The organism is Demequina globuliformis (genome assembly GCF_000975155.1).
GTDB lineage: Bacteria > Actinomycetota > Actinomycetes > Actinomycetales > Demequinaceae > Demequina > Demequina globuliformis.
Map to the genome: position 1 here is coordinate 779,474 of NZ_BBRG01000001.1, position 21,658 is coordinate 801,131.

General features: G+C 67.0%; 18 protein-coding genes and 1 tRNA gene. 10 read left to right on the top strand and 9 right to left on the bottom strand.

The features are described 5' to 3' along the window. Nucleotides 1-74: 74 nt before the first annotated feature. The 4 genes from AOP75_RS03605 (at nt 75) to nrdG (ending at nt 5,808) form a co-directional block, all read left to right on the top strand. The gene (locus tag AOP75_RS03605; protein ID WP_174435793.1) at nt 75-1,550 is read left to right on the top strand and encodes a sugar porter family MFS transporter; all 1,476 of its coding nucleotides are present in this window, start codon (nt 75-77) and stop codon (nt 1,548-1,550) included. A 100-nt stretch (nt 1,551-1,650) separates the two neighbouring features. Further along, the gene (locus tag AOP75_RS03610) at nt 1,651-2,733 is read left to right on the top strand and encodes a tRNA-dihydrouridine synthase (RefSeq protein WP_062076967.1); all 1,083 of its coding nucleotides are present in this window, start codon (nt 1,651-1,653) and stop codon (nt 2,731-2,733) included. Nucleotides 2,734-2,872: 139 nt separating this feature from the next. Beyond that, a complete protein-coding gene (gene nrdD, locus AOP75_RS03615; RefSeq protein WP_236683062.1) occupies nt 2,873-5,224 on the top strand; it encodes an anaerobic ribonucleoside-triphosphate reductase in 2,352 nt (783 codons plus the stop codon). 2 nt (nt 5,225-5,226) lie between these two features. Continuing rightward, complete coding sequence (gene nrdG, locus AOP75_RS03620) at nt 5,227-5,808, top strand: anaerobic ribonucleoside-triphosphate reductase activating protein (protein WP_062076968.1); 582 nt, start codon at nt 5,227-5,229, stop codon at nt 5,806-5,808. On the opposite strand, the gene AOP75_RS12495 is transcribed toward nrdG, so the two are convergent. From AOP75_RS12495 to AOP75_RS03635, 3 genes are all read right to left on the bottom strand, one after another. Then, entirely contained in the window at nt 5,772-7,112 is a 1,341-nt protein-coding gene (locus AOP75_RS12495) for a GmrSD restriction endonuclease domain-containing protein (RefSeq protein ID WP_062076969.1), read from the bottom strand. The genes nrdG and AOP75_RS12495 overlap by 37 nt on opposite strands. 138 nt (nt 7,113-7,250) lie before the next feature. Continuing rightward, nucleotides 7,251-7,754 (bottom strand): GNAT family N-acetyltransferase, encoded by a 504-nt coding sequence (locus tag AOP75_RS03630; protein WP_152649927.1) that lies wholly within the window; start codon nt 7,752-7,754, stop codon nt 7,251-7,253. A gap of 56 nt (nt 7,755-7,810) precedes the next feature. Then, nucleotides 7,811-7,895: transfer RNA gene (locus AOP75_RS03635), tRNA-Tyr, on the bottom strand. A 135-nt stretch (nt 7,896-8,030) separates the two neighbouring features. On the opposite strand from AOP75_RS03635, the gene AOP75_RS03640 reads away from it, so the two are divergent. Both AOP75_RS03640 and AOP75_RS03645 read left to right on the top strand, forming a co-directional pair. Further along, the gene (locus AOP75_RS03640; RefSeq protein ID WP_062076970.1) at nt 8,031-8,522 is read left to right on the top strand and encodes a YajQ family cyclic di-GMP-binding protein; all 492 of its coding nucleotides are present in this window, start codon (nt 8,031-8,033) and stop codon (nt 8,520-8,522) included. 131 nt (nt 8,523-8,653) lie between these two features. Next, the gene (locus AOP75_RS03645) at nt 8,654-9,364 is read left to right on the top strand and encodes a YwiC-like family protein (protein WP_161794528.1); all 711 of its coding nucleotides are present in this window, start codon (nt 8,654-8,656) and stop codon (nt 9,362-9,364) included. A gap of 33 nt (nt 9,365-9,397) precedes the next feature. Here AOP75_RS03645 and AOP75_RS03650 read toward each other — a convergent pair whose 3' ends face one another. Then, the gene (locus AOP75_RS03650; RefSeq protein ID WP_062076972.1) at nt 9,398-11,125 is read right to left on the bottom strand and encodes a thiamine pyrophosphate-dependent enzyme; all 1,728 of its coding nucleotides are present in this window, start codon (nt 11,123-11,125) and stop codon (nt 9,398-9,400) included. Between the two features lie 322 nt (nt 11,126-11,447). Here AOP75_RS03650 and AOP75_RS03655 point away from each other — a divergent pair, with 322 nt between their 5' ends. Both AOP75_RS03655 and AOP75_RS03660 read left to right on the top strand, forming a co-directional pair. Then, a complete protein-coding gene (locus AOP75_RS03655) occupies nt 11,448-12,584 on the top strand; it encodes a VanZ family protein (protein ID WP_236683063.1) in 1,137 nt (378 codons plus the stop codon). Continuing rightward, complete coding sequence (locus AOP75_RS03660; protein WP_062076973.1) at nt 12,581-13,315, top strand: DUF1361 domain-containing protein; 735 nt, start codon at nt 12,581-12,583, stop codon at nt 13,313-13,315. Before AOP75_RS03655 ends, AOP75_RS03660 begins: the two co-directional genes overlap by 4 nt. Here the strand turns inward: AOP75_RS03660 and AOP75_RS03665 are convergent. The 5 genes from AOP75_RS03665 to AOP75_RS03685 form a co-directional block, all read right to left on the bottom strand. Beyond that, complete coding sequence (locus AOP75_RS03665; RefSeq protein WP_161794529.1) at nt 13,282-13,566, bottom strand: DUF4190 domain-containing protein; 285 nt, start codon at nt 13,564-13,566, stop codon at nt 13,282-13,284. The genes AOP75_RS03660 and AOP75_RS03665 overlap by 34 nt on opposite strands. A gap of 171 nt (nt 13,567-13,737) precedes the next feature. Then, nucleotides 13,738-14,613 (bottom strand): zinc metalloprotease HtpX, encoded by an 876-nt coding sequence (gene htpX / locus AOP75_RS03670; RefSeq protein ID WP_152649928.1) that lies wholly within the window; start codon nt 14,611-14,613, stop codon nt 13,738-13,740. A gap of 146 nt (nt 14,614-14,759) precedes the next feature. After that, entirely contained in the window at nt 14,760-16,136 is a 1,377-nt protein-coding gene (locus AOP75_RS03675) for an FAD-dependent oxidoreductase (RefSeq protein WP_062076975.1), read from the bottom strand. Between the two features lie 125 nt (nt 16,137-16,261). Then, nucleotides 16,262-16,915 (bottom strand): DUF4125 family protein, encoded by a 654-nt coding sequence (locus AOP75_RS03680; protein WP_236683064.1) that lies wholly within the window; start codon nt 16,913-16,915, stop codon nt 16,262-16,264. Beyond that, on the bottom strand, nt 16,897-18,843 hold the full coding sequence (locus tag AOP75_RS03685) for a DUF4037 domain-containing protein (RefSeq protein ID WP_062076976.1): 1,947 nt from the start codon (nt 18,841-18,843) through the stop codon (nt 16,897-16,899). The genes AOP75_RS03680 and AOP75_RS03685 overlap by 19 nt, the downstream gene beginning before the upstream one ends. 298 nt (nt 18,844-19,141) lie before the next feature. On the opposite strand from AOP75_RS03685, the gene AOP75_RS03690 reads away from it, so the two are divergent. After that, entirely contained in the window at nt 19,142-20,923 is a 1,782-nt protein-coding gene (locus AOP75_RS03690; protein ID WP_304524081.1) for a nitrite/sulfite reductase, read from the top strand. Next, complete coding sequence (locus AOP75_RS03695; protein WP_236683065.1) at nt 20,920-21,654, top strand: phosphoadenylyl-sulfate reductase; 735 nt, start codon at nt 20,920-20,922, stop codon at nt 21,652-21,654. The genes AOP75_RS03690 and AOP75_RS03695 overlap by 4 nt, the downstream gene beginning before the upstream one ends. Nucleotides 21,655-21,658 lie beyond the last annotated feature (4 nt).

Below are 21,658 nucleotides of genomic sequence, written 5' to 3' on the forward strand. Positions count from 1 at the left end.
GCCACGGCAACTAGGGTGAGGACCATAACGGTGCAGGCCAGCCATCCGCCTGCCTTGGATCAAAGGAGACACACGTGAGCACCGAGTCCCCGGCTCCGATAGCGAGCGCCAAACTCAACCGCAGAGTGATCGCCATTAGCGTGGGCGCGGCTCTGGGCGGCTTCCTCTTTGGCTTCGACTCTTCCGTCATCAACGGCGCAGTCGAGTCCATCGACAAAGAATTCGCGCTCTCCGAGGCGCTGTCAGGCTTTGTCGTCGCCTCCGCGCTGTTGGGGTGCGCGGTGGGCGCATGGTTTGCCGGAAGCATCGCCAACCGCTTTGGCCGCATCCCGGTCATGGTCATTTCTGCGATCTTGTTCCTAGTCTCAGCGCTCGGCTCGGGTTTCGCGTTCGCCGTATGGGATTTGATGCTGTGGCGCATTGCCGGCGGTCTGGCGATCGGTGCCGCATCCGTCATTGCACCGGCCTACATCTCCGAGGTGGCGCCCGCGAAGTTCCGCGGACGCCTGGCCTCACTCCAGCAAATGGCGATCGTGCTGGGCATCTTCGCGGCCCTGCTGTCTGACCAACTGCTCGCGGAGGCTGCCGGTGGCGCCTCCAACGACCTCTGGTTCGGCGTCGAGGCCTGGCGCTGGATGTTCATCATGTGCTTCATCCCCGCCGTCATTTACGGCCTGGCGGCCCTCAAGCTCCCCGAGTCGCCGCGCTACCTCGTGTACCGCGGTAAGTCGGAAGAAGCCGCGGTCATTCTGCGCGAGTTCTCTGGCGAGCAGAACGTTGACCACCGCATCGCAGAGATTGAGCGGTCGCTGGGCACCGAGGAAAAGCAGTCGCTGCGCGACCTACGCGGAGACCGCCTAGGCCTCAAGCCGATCGTATGGGTCGGCATCCTGCTGAGCGTCTTCCAGCAGTTTGTCGGTATCAACGTGATCTTCTACTACTCCACGTCGCTGTGGCAGTCGGTGGGCTTCGACGAGTCCGAGGCGTTCCTCACGTCCACCATCACCTCCGTCACCAACATCGTGGTCACGATCGTGGCTATCTTGCTGGTGGACCGGATTGGCCGTCGCCTGCTGCTCCTCATCGGATCCGCTGGCATGACGGTGTCGCTGGGCATCATGGCGGTCGCGTTCTCGACCGCCACCCTCGACGCGGACGGCGAAGCCATCCTGAACGGACCGTGGGACAGCATCGCCTTGGTTGGTGCCAACGCCTTTGTGGTGTTCTTTGGCGCCACGTGGGGACCCGTGGTGTGGGTGCTCCTTGGCGAGATCTTCCCCAACCGCATTCGCGCGACGGCGCTGGCCGTGGCTGCGGCAGCACAGTGGCTGGCGAACTGGGCCATCACCATGACCTTCCCGATTTTCGCGGACATTGGGCTGACGTTCGCCTACGGCTTCTACGCGACTATGGCGCTCCTATCGCTGGTGTTCGTGTTCTTCCGTGTTCCGGAGACCAAGGGCATGGAGCTGGAGGACATGGACAACGTCGTGATCGAGCGCGGCAAGTTTGTCGCCATCGAGGGCGGCTCCAAGCGCGTCATCGAATAGCAGCCACGCCGGCGGTACGCCGCCGGCACCCTCGCTCGAGCGGGGTGAGCAGGCCCGAAAGTCCCGGCCTGCTCACCCCGCTCGTGCGTATGGTCAGGGGGTGACCTGGTTCTACGACCCGCGCGCCACCTACGAGCACAATCGCGAGCACGGCCCCTTTGGCGCCTTCGCAACTCCGGCGGAACACGCCGAGCCCGGCGTTCCGGAGATGGACTTCTTGGGCAACGCGGTCCACCGCCCCTTTGGCATCCCGGCCGGCCCCCTGGTCAATGCCGCGTTCTGTGAGGCCGCGTTTGAGCACCGCTTCGACATCGCGGTGTACAAGACCGTGCGCACCCGCGCCCACCCTGCCCACCCCTTTCCCCATACCCTCGCTGTCCACGTCGAAGGCGATCTCCTGCCGGACCGCGCCGCCCCCGTACTCGCGGACGACGCCCTGGACCAGGCCACATCGATCTCCAACTCATTTGGCGTCCCCTCACGCAACCCCGACGAGTGGCAACCGGACATGGCGCGCGCCGTCGCCTCCGCGGCAGAGGGTCAGGTCCTGGTGGGGTCATTCCAGGGGAGCAGGCCACTCGCCCAGGGCGGCGATGCCGCGTACATCGCGGATCACGTCACCGCCGCGCGGCTCACGGCCCAGACGGGGGCGCCAGTCCTCGAGATGAACCTCTCGTGCCCCAATGAAGGCACGGGGTCACTGCTGTGCTTCGACACCGAGCTCGTCGCGCGCATTGCCGCCGCGGTCAAAGAGGAGATCGGCGACCTTCCCTTGGTGCTGAAGTTGGCCTACTTTGCCGACGACGCGGCGTTGCGCCTGCTCGTGAACGCCACGGCGGGGATCGTCGACGGGTACGCCGCGATCAACACCATTCCCGCCACCCTGGTGGACGCCGGCGGCCAGCAGGCTCTGCCAGGCAAAGGCCGCGAGCGCGCCGGCGTGTGCGGGGCAAGTATCCGGTGGGCGGGCCTCGACATGGTGCGCAGGCTCGTGCGGCATAGGGCGGATGCCGGGGCGGACGTCACCATCATTGGCGTGGGAGGGGTGATGACGGCTGACGACGCGGAGACGTATGCCGCGGCGGGCGCTGACGCTGTCATGAGTGCCACGGGCGCGCTGCTGAATCCGGGCCTTGGAGCGGCCGTCCGCCGCGTGTCGTGGCCATCGTTCACGGCGCTATAAAGCGCGGTGTGGGACTTTGGGCCCAGATTCCTCGCCACGGCACATCTAGTGTCAGATTCACACCAAGGCACTAGATGTAGTGGCCGCGCCCCGTCTGGGCGGTCTGCTGGCTAGCGCCGCGCACACACCGGAGGGGACCATGACGACCACCCAACCGAGCACGCTCAGCAGTGCCCAATCGAGCGCTGCCCCACGCGGCACTGCCGTCCACACCTCCGCCGCGACCATGACGAGCGTCCCCCTCCAGGTGGTCAAGCGCGACGGCCGCACGCTGGACTTTCAGCCCGAGCGGATCACGGCAGCGCTTCGCAAAGCGTTCGCGGCCGTCCACGGCCAGCACCCGAGCGCGGAGCACTCCTCCAGCCTCCACGCACCCGCGCCGCGCTCCGGTGACGCACCTACGCAGGGCGACCCGCGCATCGGCCCCCTCACCGAGCGCATCATCGCCGAGCTCACCTCACGCCAGGGCGCAGTCAAGATCTACGAGATCCAGTCGGCCGTGGAGCACGAGCTGCTGGCCGCAGGAGAGTACGAGGTCGCCCGCGCGTACATCGACTACCGCGTGCAACGCGACTTTGCCCGCGCCCGCGCGACGGATCTTAACCACACCATCTCCACCCTCCTGGACAAGGATCAGGCGGTGGTGAACGAGAACGCCAACAAGGACGCCGACGTCTTCAACACCCAACGCGACCTCACGGCAGGCATGGTCGGCAAGGCGATTGGGCTGCGCCTCCTACCCGCGCACGTCGCCAACGCACACACCAAGGGCGACATCCACGTGCACGACCTGGACTACCAGCCGTACGCGCCTATGACGAACTGCTGCCTCATCGACGTGCCCGAGATGTTTGCGCACGGCTTCCGTATGGGCAACGCGGAGATTGAGCCGCCCCGCTCCATCCAGACCGCGACCGCGCAGATCTCGCAGATCATCGCCAACGTGTCTTCAAGCCAATATGGCGGCTGCACCGTGGACCGCATCGACGAGGTGCTGGCCCCCTACTCCGCACGGAACTTCGACAAGCACCTCGCCCACGCGCGGCAATGGATCGAGGACCCAGCCAAGCACGAGGACTACGCGCGCGAGCGCACGCGCAAGGACATCGAGGACGCCATGCAGTCCCTCGAATACGAGATCAATACCCTGTTCACGTCCAACGGGCAGACGCCCTTCACCTCCGTGGGCTTTGGGCTGGGCACCGGGTGGCACGAGCGGGAGATCCAGAAGGCCATCCTGCGCATTCGCCTGCGTGGACTGGGCAAAGAGGGCCGCACCGCGATCTTCCCCAAGCTCCTGTTCACGCTGCGCCGCGGCGTGAACCTCGAGCCAAGCGACCCCAACTACGACGTGAAGGAACTTGCGGTCGCGTGCGCCACCGAGCGCATGTACCCGGACGTGCTGAGCTACGACAAGATCACCGAGCTCACGGGCTCCTTCAAGGCGCCCATGGGGTGCCGCTCCTTCCTTCAGGGGTGGACCGACTCCGACGGAAAGGACGTCGTCAACGGCCGCATGAACCTCGGTGTCGTCACCCTCAACCTGCCGCGCATCGCGCTCGAGGCCGACGGCAACCTGGAGGCATTCTGGGACCTCCTCGAGCAGCGCCTAGTGACCGTACGCGACGCCCTGAACTACCGCATCGGCCGGTGCAAAGAAGCAGTGCCAGCCAACGCGCCCATCCTGTACGTGCACGGTGCGTTCGGGCAGCGTCTTGCGGTGGAGGACGACGTCGACGACCTGTTCCGCGACGGCCGCGCGACCATCTCGTTGGGATACATCGGGCTGTATGAGGTTGCGGCTGCGTTCTACGGCGGCGCGTGGGAGGACAACCACGAGGCCAAGGAGTTGACGCTCGCGGTGCTGCGCCGGCTCGCCGATGCGGCGGCGCAGTGGAAGGCGGAGTCCGGGTACCACTTCTCCGTGTACTCCACGCCGTCCGAGTCCCTGACCGACCGGTTTTGCCGCATGGACCGCGAACGCTTTGGTGCGGTCCCGGACATCACCGACAAGGACTATTACACGAACTCCTTCCACTACGACGTGCGCAAGAACCCCACCCCCTTTGAGAAGCTCGACTTCGAGGCCCCGTACCCCGAGTACGCCTCCGGCGGGTTCATCCACTACGTCGAGTACCCAGTGCTGCGCACTAACCCCAAGGCGCTAGAAGCGGTCTGGGATTACGCCTACGACCGCGTGGGCTACCTCGGCACGAACACCCCCATCGACCGGTGCTACGCGTGCGGCTACACCGGCGACTTTGACCCGACCGCGCGCGGCTTCGCGTGTCCCGAATGCGGCAACGACGACCCGCGCACCTGCGACGTCGTCAAGCGCACCTGCGGCTACCTCGGCAACCCGCAGCAGCGCCCCATGGTGCACGGCCGGCACGAGGAAATCGCGGCCCGCGTCAAGCACATGCCCGGCTCCGTGCGGGCCAGGGCGGGGCGGGCCGATGCCGGGGCCGGGTCGCCCGCCGACGGGGAGTAGGCATGGCGCTCGAGCCGAACCTCCGGACGTGGGTGGCAACGAAGGTGTCGCACTCCTACGTCGCGGACTACAAGCCGTTCAGTTTCGTGGACGGGGAAGGGGTGCGCTGCTCGCTGTATGTCGCCGGCTGCCTGTTCAAGTGCGACGGCTGCTACAACGAGGCGGCATGGTCCTTCCGCTGCGGTCAGCCCTACTCGCGCGACCTCGAAGACCGGATCATCGCTGACCTCGCGCACCCGGCCGTGCAAGGCCTGTCCCTGCTGGGCGGTGAGCCGTTCCTCAACACCCAGGTGGCGCTGTCCGTCACGCGCCGGCTACGCACGGAGTTTGGCAGCGAGCGCGATGTCTGGGCGTGGTCCGGCTACACCTTTGAGCAGCTCGTGGCGGATTCCGAAGATAAACAGGAGTTGCTGTCCATGCTCGATGTGCTGGTCGACGGCACCTACGAGGAGGGCCTGCGGGACCTGTCACTGGCGCACCGGGGCTCGACCAACCAACGCGTTCTAGATGCGCGGGCCTCGCTCACCGCAGGCCAGCCCGTGACGCACTACTCGCACACCACCCCGTCGCCGTCGCGGTCCTGATAGAACGCGTACTCGGGGTCAACGCCCTTGACGTACGGACCCTTGCCCGCCGGCAGCTTGTAGCACGCGCCGTAGTTCTGATCGATGTCCTCGGACGTCTCCCCGGCATCGGCCGTCTTCTTAGGCTTGGGTTCCGGCTCCGGCTCGGGCTCTGGCGGCGCGGCAGGCGCGGGCTCCTCAATGTCGAGTGCGATGACCTCCCCCGCGGCAGGCAGCGGCTCGTCGGGGCAGGCGCCCAGGACGCGCTCCATCGCGCTCGACTCCGCGGGAGTTACCCACAAGCCGTACTTGCCTTTGATCGCGATCTGGCGGGCCACGTACTGGCAGTGGAAGTCGCGGTGCGGCGGGAGCCACTCGGAGGCGTCGTCGTCGCCCTTGGAGCGGTTCTCACCGGCGTCAACGGGCTCGAGGTTCAGCGGGTCATTCGCAAACGCCACGCGCGTGGCGTAGTCCCACTCGGAGGCGCCCGTCACCCACGCCGCGGACAGCGCGACCAGGTGGTCGATGTCGACCTCGCTCGCGCCGCCGCGCTCGAACCAGATGGACGTTCCCGTGAACGGGTCGGTGAGGCGTCCCGACGTGACGGTGCATGAGCCGCTCATGTCGCGCTCGTATAGCCGCAGGATGAGCATGTCGTTGCGGGTGTCGCAGCCGTTGCGGTCCACGTCCACCCAGCCGTCGCCGAACGCTTCGCGCTCGTAGGGAGACTGCGCCTGCTCCGCCTTGACCTCGAGGGCCACAAGAGCCGCGGCGGCGGTGCCGTCCGTGAGCGTCTGGGAGGGACTCGGGGTGGGTGTGGGCGCCGGCGTCGGCGTTGACAGGGCCGATGCCGTGGGGCTGGGCGTCGCGGTCGCGCTGAGGCTGGGGCTGGGGCTCGGGGTCGCCGATGGCGCGGTCGCCGTGGGCGTGGGCGTGGGCTCAGCGGCGGCCGACGGCTGCTCCTCGCTGCTGCCCGCCGACCCGATTGCGATGAAGAGCACGAGGACACCCATCGTGGCCCCTACTTTGATCGCAAGGTGAGTCCCCCGTCGCATCCACAGCAGCACCAGGCCGGGGAACACGCACAGAAAGAAGCCCACGGCGATCGCGGGCCAGGAGGTCCACCACGGGCGTTGACGCCGTACCGCGCGCACAGGAACGGTTTCCGGGGGCGGCGGGTTAGCGCCGGCGGCAGGCGCGTGGGCGGTGTTCGCTACCGAGGTGCCTTGCGGGGCCCAGGCCAAGCCGTCCCAGTACCGCAGATCGTGAGGCCGGGCGGGGTCAGGCGCGTACCATCCGGGCGCAGCGCTGCCGTTGTCAGTCATGAAGCTCCCTCAGCGTGTGACTTCGGGTGACTGTAGCCCGCCAGTGCGTGCGGATTCACGCTCGTGTGAGGAAGTTCTCATTCCCGAGAATGCTCGCGTGGGCGGCGCCGCCAATGCGTTTCCCCTCCTGGCGGGGCGTCAGAGAAAACGGTGCATGATGCGCAGTCCCACGGGCCCCAGCGTCGGGTGCGCAAAAGCCTCAGGAACCGTGGCGAGCGTCGCAAAGCCGAGCGACTCCCACAAGCGGACGGCCGCGACATTCGTATCTACGACGGCGTTGAACTGTATGGCTCGGTAGCCGTCTGCCCGCGCCGCGTCGATGACCGCCTGGCCGAGCGCCCTGCCGACACCCCGCCCCGCTGCACGTGCCGCTACGGCGAAACTCGCGTTCGCCACGTGTGCCCCGGCCCCTGGGTGGTTGGGCAGGTACTTGGCGGTCCCCACAATGTCGCCCGGGCCAGCATCCACCGCAACCAGCACCCGCGTGTGCTCGCCGCCCAGCCAGGACGCCCGCGCACTCTCTTCGCGAATGTCCCGCGGGTAGGTATACGTCTCCCCCGCCCGGAACACCGGCTCGAGGACCGCCCAGACTCCCGGCCAGTCTGCGTCGGTTGCCGCGCGGATCGTGATGGTGTCGCTCACATTCGCGAGCGTAGGGGACGGATGCAAAAAGCCCGGCCGAGGCCGGGCTTTCCACGTGGTGGCAGGTGAGGGATTCGAACCCCCGAAGTCAGTGACGGCTGATTTACAGTCAGCTCCCTTTGGCCGCTCGGGCAACCTGCCGTGCTCCGGGTCCAACTGCAACCTGGCGCGCATGGAAGGATAGCAAGCAAATGGCCCTCAACGCTAACTGGCTCCCGCCCACCGCGGATGCGCAGCGCGGACGGGGCCCATCAGACCACTACTGAGGAGGACACCATGGCCGGTGACAGCAGCTTCGACGTCGTTTCCAAGATTGACCGCCAAGAGGTCGACAACGCTGTGAATCAGGCGATCAAGGAGATCAACCAGCGCTACGACTTCCGCGGTGTGGGTGCGTCCGTGGAGCCCACCGGCGACGCGATCCTCATGAAGGCCAACTCGGAGGAGCGCGTCAAGGCCGTCCTCGACGTCCTCATTGCCAAGCTCGCCAAGCGCGGCATCTCGATGAAGTCCCTGGACTACGGCGACCCGGTCGCTTCCGGCAAGGAGTTCCGCTTGGTCGCCGACCTCAAGGAAGGCATCACGCAGGAGACCGCCAAGAAGCTTGGCAAGATCATCCGCGAGGAAGGCCCCAAGACGGTGAAGTCGCAGATCCAGGGTGACGAGCTGCGAGTGTCCTCCAAGTCTCGCGACGACCTCCAGAAGACCATTCAGTTGCTCAAGGGCGCCGACGTCGACGTCGACCTCCAGTTCGTGAACTTCCGCTAATGCCAGGCTCCGCCCTCCGGGGCGGAGTTCCCGCGGACCGCCCCCGGACCGCCCGCGCGACTTCGCGCCCCTCAGTGACCGAAGCATCGGCCCGTACCGCTGCCCCTCACCGTCGACCCCGGCGACGCTCAGTGCGCGCTTGGATCCCGCCCCAGCACGGCGTCTGGGCGATGCTGCTGCTGCCCTTCCTTGCGGGCCTGCGCCTCGGTCTGGACTGGTGGCACGCGCCACTGCTGGTCGGGTGGCTCACCGGGTGGCTCGCCAGCCATCACTTCCTGGTCGGGGTGAAGACCCGCCGGTGGGCGAAAGTGCGCCCCCAGGTCCTGACCTTCGGTGCCGTGTGCGCCGCCAGCCTGGTGCCGGTCGCGGTCGCACGCCCCGCGGTGCTGTGGTTCGTGCCAGTGTTCGCGACACTGGTGGGCGTCAACGTGTGGCTCACCGCCATTGGCCACGAGCGATCCACCATCAATGGGATCGCGTCGGTCACCATGGCGTCCCAGATGGCTCTCATTGTTCCCGTGACGGCCGGCCTGGACTGGCGGCCGGCCATCCCGCTCGCGGTCCTCACCTGGCTATACCTGGTCGGCACGGTCGTGTACGTGAAGTCGATGATCCGGGAACACGGCTCACGCCCGCACTATTGGGTATCCGTGACCTACCACGCGGCCGCGCTGGGCGTCGTGACGCTCTGGGAGCCGTGGCTCGGCGTGGTGTTCGCCGCGCTCCTCATCCGCGCCGCCTGGCTTCCCCGCCGGCCTCGCATGAAGGCGGCCGTCATCGGGGCCGTGGAAACCGTCCTCGCCGTGGCTGTCCTCATCAGCGAACTGGCGATGCCGCTGTAGGCCCGTCCAGGCACCGGCCCGCCCTACGGGGAGTCAGCGACTCTCAAGCGACTCCGTGAGCTTCGCTACCGCGTAACCCCACGCCTGAGAGACCTTGGGGTGCGGCGGCACAGCGATCTCATCGGGATTGGTCACCACGTCCAGCAGCACCGGCCCGTCCTGCGCCAAGGCCCACGACACTGCCCCGTCCAGGTCATCCGCGTCCTCAACGCGGCGAGCAGTGAGCCCCAGCGCCGTCGCGACCGCAGCGAAATCGGGATTGTCGAGCTCGGTCCCGAACGAGGCGATTCCGCCCTCCTGCTGCTCGAGCTGCACCATGCCAAGGGACCCGTTGTTGAACACGACCACCACGAGCGGCAGCTGGTACGCGACCGCCGTGCGCAGGTCACCCAGGAGCATCATCAGTCCACCGTCACCTGACAGCGACACCACCTGCCGGTCGCGGTCCAGCGCTTGCGCACCCAGCGCCTGCGGCAGTGCGTTCGCCATGGACCCAAGGTTGAAGGACCCCAACAGCTCGCGATCCTGCCGCATCTCGATAAACCGTGCGGCCCACACCGTCGACATTCCGGTGTCTGCGGTGAAGACCGCGTTGTCCGGCGCGTGGCGGTCAATGGCGGCCGCGAGCGCCTCGGGCCGGATGCGGTCGTCGGGGTTGTCAAAGACGGAGCGCACCTTCGCGACCACGCCCGAGTCCTCGTAGTCGGGGTCCGCGACGTGGTCTTGGCGCTCGCGCCAGGAGTCGTAGGTCGAGCGGATCCCCTCGAAGAAACCGGCATCGTCGTGTGAGGTCAGGCGCGGCAGCAGCGCGCGCAGCGCCTCGCCCGCATCCGCGGTGACGGCAACATCCACACCCACGCGCCTGCCAATGTGCGTGGCCGCTTGGTCGATCTGAATGACCGTCGCGTCCTTCGGATAAAAGTCGCGGTAGGGGAAGTCCGTGCCCACCATGAGCAAGACGTCGCACTCAGCCAGAGCATCGGCCGCAGCAGGGTTACCGAGCAGCCCTGCCTGACCCACGTTGTGGGGGTTGTCGCCGTCGAATCCAGTCTTGCCCTTGAGGGTGACGACCATGGGCGCGGACAGCCGCTCGGCAACGGCGAGCGTGTCACGGCGCGAGTGTTCGGCGCCGCGACCCACGAGCATGGTCACCTTATGCGCCCCGTTGAGGGCCGATGCCGCCGCGGCGAGCGCCCCTTCCGCGGGCTCTGCCGCCACGGAGGGGTGCGCGAACTGGGGCACGTGAGTGTCCTTGGGCAGTTCCAGGGCACCCACGTCTCCTGGAATGGTCAGTACCGCCACCCCGCGCTGCGCGTAGGCGGCGTTGACGGCCTGCACGAGCATCTGCGGGAGCTGCGAAGGGGACGTGAGGGTCTGGTTCCACACGGCCACGTCATCGAAGACACGGTCGTTGTGCACTTCCTGGAAGTAGTCGGTGCCGATCTCCTCCGTCGGCACCTGACCGCAGATGGCGAGAACGGGGGCGTGCGACTTCTTGGCGTCGTACAGACCGTTGATGAGGTGCAGCGACCCTGGGCCGACGGTGCCCATGACCACGCCGATCCGGCCGGTCAGCTGCGCCTGGGCGGCGGCGGCAAACGCGCCCACCTCTTCGTGGCGCACCCCTACCCACTCGATGCGGTCCTCGGTGCGGATGGAGTCGGTCAAAGGGTTGAGCGCATCGCCGACCACTCCCCAAACCTGCGTGACGCCATGATCTGCCAGTGCGTCAATGATGTGCCGTGCAACGGTCGTGCTCATCCGTGCCACTCCTCTCAACGTGCGCGTAGCAGGGGTCTGGCGCGGCGCTGCCGGCGCCAGGCCCTCCGTGGAGTCAACGCGTAGCGCGGCGGGGCGCATTCCCCGTGCAGGGATAGCGTGCGCTTCAGGGCACCGGCCGCTACGTCCCGCACGCCGCTCCTCACCGGGCGCCGGAGCGCTGGCGCGGGATCACGCGGGTCCGAGTCGCACCGCTCAACAGTTCCGGCGTCGGAGCATCGTGACGGGCGCCCAGCCTCTCTCAAGAGGCGCTAAAGAAAACACTATGAAAGGCTAACGACGACAGGGACAACCGGAGGTCACTGTGTCACAGGTGCTGCTCGCCGTACTCGCCGTCGGGGGCGGCCTGGTCGTGTTCCTCGGACTGTTTGTCCCGTTCTTAGGGCTCATGATGCGCAGGCGCGGCGCGGTGTCGTTCCGTGCAGTCGCCATCGCCGTCGCGACGCTGGTCTACTTCATCGCACTGTGGACCTACACGTTGGTTCCGCTGCCAGAGCCGGACTCCATTGTGTGCGCCGGGCCCGCCCAACTGGATCCTTTGGCCTTCGTCGATGACCTTACGGGGGCGAGCGCACGCGGCCACTTTTTGTCCGATCCAGCCTTTTTGCAACTCGCGCTGAACGTCCTGCTCTTCGTTCCGCTCGGAGTTTTTGTACGGGTGGTGGTGCACCGCGGCATGGGGGTGGCAGCGGCGGCGGGGGCGGCAGTGTCGCTGCTGATCGAAACCACGCAGATCACCGGCGTGTGGGGTTTGTACCCCTGCGCCTACCGCCTATTCGATGTCGACGACCTCCTCACCAACACCCTGGGAGCTGTGCTGGGCTGCGTGGTCGCTCTCGCGGTTCCACCCCGGTGGCGAGAGCCCCAAGCGCTCGACGTGTCGGCGACCGTCCCGCGGCCCGTGACGCGCGGACGCAGACTCCTGTCGATGATCGCGGACTTTGTGGTGACGGTGGTGCTGAGCTTCGCGACTGCGATCGTCGCGGCGCTGGTGATCACTGCGGCGCACGCACAGCCCAGTGAAGTGCTCGCGTCCCCGCTCGTCACCCTTGGTGTGGCGCTCGTGCCTCTCGTGGCAACAACCGTGTTCTTCACCGCAACCGGCACCACCTGGGGGCAAGCGGCGATGCTCCTCAGATACGACGTCCCCGGCGGCCTTGGACGGCCACGGCAGTTCCTGGTGCTTCTTGGGGGCATTGGCGGGTATCAGCTCCTGGCGCTCTTGCCACCCGTGTGGTTCAGCGTGATCGGTCCGCTCTTTTGCCTCGCATCTCTCATCTTCACGCTTGCCACCCCGGACGGACGCGGCCTCCCAGGACTTCTCTCACGCGCCGCGGTCGTGGATGCGCGAGCGCCGGGGGCCGGGGACGATCACCCGCTGGGCGGTGGACATACTCGCGCTGCGCAAAGAAATGCTGACAGCCAAGGAGGCAACGCATGACTGGAATCGTGACGGCAGCAATAGCGGCACTCCTGCTCAACCTCTATGCGTTGACCCTGATTTTCGCGCGCGGAAGGCTCTTCGGGGTCAAGGTCTACCGGCCGATGGTGCTCAACTTGGGCCTGTCTGCAGTGCCCATCATCGCGGCGATTGTGCTGGTGGTGGGGCCCTTGCTCCTGACCGCCGTCGTTGCACCCGCTCCTGCGGGCACGGCCACAGTCGCGCTCTGGGTGTTCCTGATCGTCAGTACCGCCGCCTGGCTGGTCTTTTTCCCCAACTCGACCTACTTGATCACCGAACTGAACTTTAGCCACAGGCGAGACGACAGCCCCGTGCCCCTGTGGTTCGACATCATTCAGACTCTTGCGTTGACGCTGTCGGGGATTGCCAACGCAGTCATCAGCCTGGCGCTCGTCCAGACGGTGTTCATTGGCGCCTTGATCGATCCACCTGCAGGCGCGGGCGTCCCCGTAGCGAGCTGGGTGTTTGCGCTGACGATGATCGTGGCCGGCGCGGCGGGGGTTTACTTGGGTCGCACCCTCAGGTTCAACAGCTGGGACATGCGCCACCCCACGTCATTGTTCGCGAAGCTCGGTCGGCACCTCGCGGACAAGAGCAACCGTGCGACGGCTCTAGGCTTCGTCGGCTTGCATGCCGTGTTGGTGGCGCTCGTCTACGTTCCGATCTACGCCTTGGCCTACGCCGCTGTGTCCCCCGTGGTCGCCAGGTAGGCGCCCCCCGCGAACAACACAATCAACAGGATGACGATCGCGATCGCGACGGCAATCCAGCCCAGGACAACGGCCGCGAGCGCCATCCCCCGGCCACCTTCTCCCGTTCGCTTGATCTGGGACAGAGCGATGTAGCCGAAGACGAGGCCGAGTATGCCTGTGAACCACACAAAGATGATCGCAAGGATCGCAAAGACGTTGGTACCCCGGCCTGCGGCGGGCTCTGACGGCGTGACCATTGGTTCGCTCATGCCCGCGATCATAGGCACAGTTCGGCCACGACCGCATTCGCGAATCCTCACGGCAACCGTCCGCCATCCGGCTACGGCCCCACGTGCCCGCTCGAGGCGCAGGACCGTGTCCCGCCACCGTCACCGACCTGCCGCCACGCTTGCGCAGGCGTCGCTCAGGCGCCCATCTCCCTAGAAATACTGGCCGTTACGGCGCGCCATTTCTTCGAGGCGCCCCACGCGCTGGTCCATGGGCGGGTGCGTCGCGAACAGGTTGGCCATGCCCTCGGGCTTGAAGGGGTTCGCGATCATCATGTGCGAGACGTTCTCGAGCTTGGGGTCCGGCGGCAATGGACGCGACGCGGTCCCGGACTCGAGTTTGCGCAATGCAGAGGCCAGCGCGAGCGGGTCGCCGGTCAGGGCCGCACCGTCCTCGTCCGCGTCGTATTCGCGGGTGCGCGAGATCGCCATGCGTATCAGCGTGGCGGCAATGGGTGCGAGCAGGAGCATGGCCAGCATCGCGAATGGCCCAAAGGGGTTGTCGCGGTTGTTGCTACCGCCGCCAAAGAAGAACAGCATCTGCGCAAGCGCGGTGATCATGCCGGCGAACGCGGCCGCCACGGAGCCGATGAGGATGTCGCGGTTGTACACGTGCATGAGTTCGTGCCCGAGCACGCCGCGCAGTTCGCGCTCGTCAAGCAACTGCAAGATGCCCTCGGTGCAGCACACGGCCGCGTTCTTGGGGTTGCGGCCGGTGGCGAAGGCGTTGGGGGCCGATGTCGGCGAGACGTAGAGCCTGGGCATGGGCTGGTTAGCTTCTGCGGACAGTTCGCGGACTATGCGGTACATCGCTGGGTGCTCGACCTCAGTGACAGGGCGCGCATGCATGGCGCGGATCGCGAGCTTGTCGGAGTTCCAGTAGCCGTAGAACGTGCCGAACACGCCGAACAACGCGAAGGCCCAGAGCCATTGACCGCCGCCTACGACGGAGCCAACGCCGAGCAGAACGACCCACATGAGCACGAAGAGACCCATGGTCTTCACGCCATTGAAGTACTTCCCAGACACCTGTTCCTCCGGTCACACCTGTGCTCTTGCTCAACGCGTGATGGACCGTCCGCGTTCCACCCGCCCCCACACTCAAATGGCTCCATTTCGCTGTCATAGCTAGCTATAACAGCGAAATGGAGCCATTTGGCGAAACGGGGTGGGGGTTAGCTGCGGCCCAGCGAGATGTTGGTCATCTCGTCGCGGGGCACAACCTTGATGCGCTCGCGGCCGTCGGCCTCGCCCAGGCCACGCTCGTGCGCGTCCAACAGCTCCCAGTCAGCCCACTGAATCACGTCGACGCCACGCTGGTGGAGCAGGCGCATCACGTTGTCTGGACTGCGCTGCTCGGCGCCCGCAGAGGAGTTCTCGTACAGCGCGTCCGCGTCCTCGATAATCTTGGCGATGGTCTCCTGGGCGTCGGACTTGGTGTGCCCAATCAGGCCCACGGGTCCGCGCTTGATCCACCCAGTCGTGTACATGCCGGGGACGGGGTTGCCGTCCTCGTCGAGCACGCGTCCTGCCTCGTTGTTGATGGTGCCCTTGCGGTCGTTGAACGGGACACCATCGATGGGCGTGCCCCAGTAGCCGACGGCGCGGTACACGGCCTGGACGGGATAGTCGATGAACTCGCCGGTGCCCTTGACAGTGCCGTCGCCCTGGAGGGCGGTGCGCTCCATGCGCACGCCGGTGACCTTGCCGTCCTCGCCCAGCACCTCGTGCGGCGACTGCATAAAGTGCAGGTGGATGCGGCGCGACGCGGTGCCCGGCTCCCGCAGGGCGTAGTCGGTCAGCGTCTTGACGACCTGCTTTTGCTGCTTGTTGGTCTCCGCGATCTCCATGGAGACCTCGTCGAACTCGTAGTCGGTCTCTGGGTACACCACGATGTCGACGTCGGGCACGTGGCCCAGTTCGCGCAGCTCGAGCGGCGAGAACTTCACCTGAGCGGGGCCACGGCGACCAAACACGTGGACGTCAGTGACGGGGTTGGACGTCAGCCCGTCCAGCACGTTCTTGGGGACCTCGGTGACCGCGATGTCCTTGGGGTGCTTGGCGAGCACGCGGGCGACGTCAAGCGCCACGTTGCCGACGCCGAAGATCGCCACTTCCTTGGCCTCGAGCGGCCACGTGCGCGGCACGTCGGGGTGGCCGTCGAACCACGACACAAAGTCGGCCGCGCCGTACGAGCCGTCCAGGTCAATGCCAGGGATGTCGAGGTCGGCGTCCTCGAAGGCGCCGGTCGCGAAAATCACCGCGTCGTAGTGCTCGCGCAGGTCCTGCAGCGTCAAGTCTGTGCCGATGTTGACGTTGGCAAGCAGACGGATGTCCCCGCGTCCAAGCACGTTCGCCAGCGCGACGATGATCTGCTTGATGCGCGGGTGGTCCGGCGCGACTCCGTAACGCACCAGGCCAAACGGCGCTGGCAGGCGCTCGATGATGTCGATCGACACATCGAGTCCGGACTTGGACAAAATGTCGCTGGCGTAGGTTCCGGCGGGGCCGGCACCGACGACGGCGACGCGCAGGGGGCGTTCCGTGGTCACGGCGAATCACAATCCTTGAGGATGGGGGTCGGCGAGCCGGGGACGCTCCCGGTCGCAATGGCCACGAGTATAGACATGCCCGTCAAGCGTAATTCGCGCGCGGAGTCAAAAACCGGCCAGTGGTCCTACCGCGCCTGTGCCGCCTCCGCCTCGTCGAGCGAACCCATTCCGGCCAGTGCCACGGTCAATTGCACGGTCTGTTCGGTGAGGTTCCCGCCGCGGCGCCCCACCTCAGCGACGAGCTCCTGGTACAGCGCAAAGGTCCGGGGTCCGTAGGTGCCGAGTTCGCCCCGCAGGTATGTCTCGAAGGACGTCTCCGCGAGCGAGTCCTGCTCGGTTCGCAGCACCCGCATCCCGGCCCCGAGCGAGGGGAAGCGCGCGTGGAAGTCCCGGGCCCATGCCACTTGCGTCGCGATCACGTCCTCCTGGGCGGCCACGCGCTCCGCCCCGAGCGCCGGAAGGCGGGGAGCGATCTCGCGGGCATACCGCTGCGGCTCCGTGGAAGCCATCATGCGGGCGTACTTCTCGGTGAGCAGGTTGCGGCCAGCGGAGTCCGCTGCGGCCAGGTCGGAGCCGTACGACTCCAGCAGCGGCACCGTCCAGGTGAGAAACTGCGGCAGGCGTTGGCCATGAAAGGTAGGCCAGTCGTCCTGACAGGCGGCGCGGCCACCCTCCGAGTCCACGGCGTCAAACTGCGTGAACTCGTGACGGACCACCGCCTCGGCAAGGTCGAGCTTTCCGGCCAACGCGTTGCGGTCCATCACTGCCCCCGCAGCCACGGGTCGACGACCTTCGCCGCGAGCGCGGGTCGGTGGTGCTCCAGGAACGGGTCCTCGACGTCGGACAAGCCCTGCGTGCGCAGCTCATCGGCCACGCTGGCGCACACGGCTTCGACCTGCGCAGTGAGCTGCTGAACCGCCCGAGTGACCCCCTTGCCGCCTTCGCCGAAGGCGGCGCCGCCCAGGCAAGCGGCGGACGCAGTGCGCATCACCGCGGTCAGGTCGCCGGGCACGGCGGCCAGGCGAGCCAGCGGACGCTCACGGAGGCGACGCAGCGCGGCGAACTGCCATTTGTAATACGGCAGGTAGCCCACCTGAGCGGGCTTGTTCAGCAGGTACGTGACGGACGCGGCGGCACGGACGAACTCCCCCACCGCAAGCCAGGCGGCCTCGCCGTCCCCACGGCCCAGCATGCGCGGCACGTTGTACTGGCCGGCCTGGGACATCATCGCGATGCGCCGGGATACGTGGGTGAGCCACACGTCGCGGGGCATGCGCAGGAAGGCTCCGCGGGCCGCGCCGAACGCGCCGTGCGGGTCCGCAAAGACCTCGCCATTGGTCGCGGCCGCCAGCGTGGGCTCATCGAGTGCCATCCACAAGTGTGGCTCGGACGCGGACGGGGCCGCCTCCATGCCAGTGAGGGACGCGAAGAACTCGCCGATCTCGAAGACCCCGCAGCGGCGCTGCCCGTGCGCCGCGAGCGCGGGCCGCACGGGGTAGCCCTCAAACGTGCGCGGGAGTGAGTCGTAGGCGTCTTGAAGGGAGCGCCCAATCTTCGCGTGATCGCCGGCGGTGAGCCACCAGCAAAACCCGACCCCGAAGTCGTGGTCGGCGCTGACGGCGTCGTCGAAGCCGTAGCACTCCGACCCGTGGCCCACGAGGCCCGCAGCGATGCGGCCCGCGTACTCGGGGAACTCGGCGTCCAGGAGGGGCTTGCCGTGAGCCAGCCAGTACCGGCGCGCCAAGACCAGGCCTGGCACGTGGGGAGAATGAGTGGGGGCCGATGCTGGGGCTGGCCGGTCCGCTTCCGGCGCGGCAGAGGGGGACTCACGACGGGACGAGGGCTCATCGCCAGCGGGGGCCTGTGCTCTCGCGTCACGCAAGGAACGCGCAGCCGAGAGGTTCTCGGCGGTCACGGTGTACGCATCCGAGTCGCGGCCGTACGCGGCGTCGACAATGGCCAGGGCCTGCTCGTAACGCTCGACGGCACCGGCGGCGTCCCCGCCCGCGATCATGGTGGCCGCCTGCGCCGCGAGCGCGGCCGCCAGGTGCGGGTCATCTGTCGCGCCAGCCGCGTGGAACATCTGAACCGCCTCACTCGCATGCCGCGCGGACCCGTCCGCGTCGCCAAGGGCCGCGAACGTGTGCGCCAGGTTGGAGTGCGTCATCGCGATGTCGACGTCCACGTCCGGATCAGTCGCGGCTCGGCGCAACACGTCCAGAGCCGCTGTCTGATGCTCGCGCGCTCCTGCGTGGTCACCGCCGTCGGCCAAAGCCAACGACAGGTTGTTGTGAAGCGCCGCCAAGCGGCGGTCGTCCGCCCCCAACAGACGCCGCGCCCCGTCGAGCGCGCGCGTGTACGTCTCCGTGGCATCGGCCACCTGACCCGCAGCGCGTTGCGCGGTGGCGACGTTGATGAGAGTGGTGGTCTCCGCGTCCGTCCCCTCCAAGCCCAGTTCGGAGACCAACGCCACCGCGGCATCGGCCGCCTCCAAAGCCTCCGCGTGCGCCCCCACCGAACGGAAGAAGCCGGCCTGCTCGTTGCGCAGCGTCAGCAGCGCGGCTCGGTCCCCCATCTGCTCAGCGCGAGCAACGCCCTCCTCAAGGATCCGCCGGGCCATGTCTGGACCACTCGAGTGGGCGAACGCCTGATCCAGGCGCTCAAGGAAGCCCTGCATGGGGAACTGGGCATGGGGGCTGGTAGTCACCGAAGATCTCCTGCCGGACGTAGGTGCTCTCTGGCGGTGGGGACAACCGTCCTTGCCAGTCTACGGATTGGGGGTAGTCACTCCCTGGGCCGTATGGCACAATCACTCACATGTCCCAGCAGCTGATCGTGCGCGCATCCGTGATGTGCCGTTGCTGCTGTGCCATGTGTCTTCAGGCCTAGTCGCCCGCGGATACGCAACGTAGCCCTGGGCGCTCGGCCAGAACGAGCGCGAACCAGACGTGCTCTGAACGGCCTCGCTCCCACTGATCGTGATCATTTCGAGTCGAGGAGTCTCGGTGACTGACGCCGACACCACCAAGAACGGTGCCCCCGCCGCACTGACGGACGCTGAAGAGCGCCGCCGTCACCGCGAGGAGGCGCGCCTCATCCGCACCCGCGAGGCAGCCGCGCGCAAGAACACCGCGTCCAAGGACGGCCAATGGGCCGCCGGCGACCGCACGCCGCTGAACCCGAACGAGGAGATGAAGGCAGCCGGCGACCCGCTCGAGGTGCGCCAGCGCATTGAGTCGATGTACTCGAAGTGGGGTTTCTGGTCCATTCCCCCGGGTGACCTGCGCGGACGGTTCCGTTGGTGGGGCCTGTACACGCAGCGCCGCCAGGGAATCGACGGCGGAAAGACCGCGATCCTTGAGCCGCACCAGCTCGATGACGAGTACTTCATGTTGCGCATCCGCTCCGACGGTGGCCAGCTCTCCGTCGCCCAGGCGCGCGAGATCGGTGCCCTGTCAGAGGAGTTTGGCCGCGACACTGCCGACGTATCCGACCGCCAAAACATTCAGCTGCACTGGATCCGCATCGAAGACGTGCCGGAGATCTTCCGCCGGGTCGAAGAAGTGGGCCTCCTGTGCACCGAGGCCTGCGGCGACGTCCCGCGCGTGATCTTGGGGTCCCCCGTCGCAGGGATCGCCAAGGACGAGCTCATCGACCCCACGCCCCAGATTCGCGAAATCATGGACAAGTACATCGGTTCCCCCGAGTACTCGAACCTGCCGCGTAAGTTCAAGACCGCTTTCACGGGCCAGCCCGTGCCCGACATCCTGCACGAGGTCCAGGACATCGCGTTCTGCGCGGTCGAGCACCCCGAGCTGGGAATCGGCTACGACCTGTGGGTGGGCGGCGGCCTGTCCGTTAGCCCGTTCCTGGGCCAACGCCTGGGCGTCTTCGTCAAGCCGGAAATCGCGCACGATGTGTGGCGCGGCGTGGTCAGCATCTTCCGTGACCACGGCTACCGGCGTCTGCGCACGCGCGCTCGCCTGAAGTTCCTCGTCAAGGCCTGGGGCGCAGAGAAGTTCCTGCAGGTGCTGCAAGACGACTACCTGGGATACGAGTTGCCCAAGGGCCCCGCACCCAAAATCGCCCAGCGCGGCGAGCGTGGCGACCACGTGGGGATCCACGAACAGGCTGACGGCAAGTACTACGTGGGCGTGGCCCCCGTCGCCGGTCGCGTATCCGGCACCAAGATGCAGCGCATTGCTGACATCGCGGCGTCCGTAGGCTCCGACCGCGTTCGCCTCACGCCGCTGCAGAAGATCCTCGTGCTCGACATCCCCGAAGACCGCGTCAGCGACGTCGTGAACGGGCTGCGCGAACTTGAGCTCGAATCCCAGCCCGGCGAGTTCCACCGCAACGTGATCGCTTGCACGGGGATCGAGTACTGCAAGCTCGCGATTGTGGAGACCAAGGCCACGGCCCGTGAGGTCGTCAAGGTGCTGGACCAGAAGTTCCCCACCCTCGACAACCCCATCACCGTGCATGTCAACGGATGCCCCAACTCCTGCGCGCGCGTGCAGATCGCTGACATTGGCTTCAAGGGCCAGCTTGTCCTTGACGAGGAGTCCGGCGAGCAGGTGCCGGGCTTCCAGGTGCACCTGGGTGGGCGCCTTGGTCGCGGCGACGACAACGACTTTGGTCGCAAGATCCGTGGTCACAAGGTCACCCAGAACGGCATGCCCGACTACGTGGAGCGTGTCACCGCGAACTACCTCGACGACCGCAACGGTCCCGAGGAGACCTTCGCCGAATGGGCCTTCCGTGCCGAGGAGGAGCTGATCAAGTGAGTGCCATCCTGCCCGGCGCGGTGTCGCTGACGCTGCTGAACCCCTCGGAGTGGAACGCGCAGACCTGCGCGGAGGTCAACGCGCGCCTCGAGAGCGCGTCCGCCACCCACATCGCGGACTGGGCGGTGGCGACGTTTGGCCGCGACATGATCGTGGCAGCGTCAATGCAGGACACGATCTTGCCGCACATGTTCGGCACCCGCCTGGCGGACATCGACGTGCTGTTCCTGGAAACCGGGTACCACTTCGCTGAGACCATCGCTACGCGCGACGAGGCGGCACGCCGCTTTCCGATCACGATCGTCAACGCCGAGTCAGAACTCAGTATCGACGAACAAGCGCAGAAGTATGGCAAGGGCCTGTTCAGGACGGACCCGAACCTGTGCTGCCAGTTGCGCAAGGTCGAACCCCTCAAGCGTGAACTCGCGAAGTACAGCGCGTGGGTGACCGGCGTGCGCCGCGTGGACGCCGCCACCCGCTCCGAGATGCCGGTCGTCTCCTGGGACGCCAAGCATGGCCTCGTGAAGATCAACCCGCTGGCCCTGTGGGACGACGACACTGTGGAGAACTACCAAGTCGCGCACGACCTCCCGCGCAACCCGCTGGTGGCGCAGGGCTACCCGAGCATTGGCTGCGAGCCTTGCACCCGCAAGGTCGCGCCGGGCGAGGACCCCCGCGCGGGCCGGTGGTCAGGCCAGAACAAGACTGAGTGCGGCCTCCACAGTGAGTAGTGGC

Coding starts and splice junctions, on each gene's coding strand:
- AOP75_RS03660 (WP_062076973.1), top strand. CDS start 12,581: ATGACTGGAATCGTGACGGCAGCAATAGCGGCACTCCTGCTCAACCTC.
- nrdG (WP_062076968.1), top strand. CDS start 5,227: ATGGCGCTCGAGCCGAACCTCCGGACGTGGGTGGCAACGAAGGTGTCG.
- AOP75_RS03665 (WP_161794529.1), bottom strand. CDS start 13,566: ATGAGCGAACCAATGGTCACGCCGTCAGAGCCCGCCGCAGGCCGGGGT.
- nrdD (WP_236683062.1), top strand. CDS start 2,873: ATGACGACCACCCAACCGAGCACGCTCAGCAGTGCCCAATCGAGCGCT.
- AOP75_RS03640 (WP_062076970.1), top strand. CDS start 8,031: ATGGCCGGTGACAGCAGCTTCGACGTCGTTTCCAAGATTGACCGCCAA.
- AOP75_RS03650 (WP_062076972.1), bottom strand. CDS start 11,125: ATGAGCACGACCGTTGCACGGCACATCATTGACGCACTGGCAGATCAT.
- AOP75_RS12495 (WP_062076969.1), bottom strand. CDS start 7,112: ATGACTGACAACGGCAGCGCTGCGCCCGGATGGTACGCGCCTGACCCC.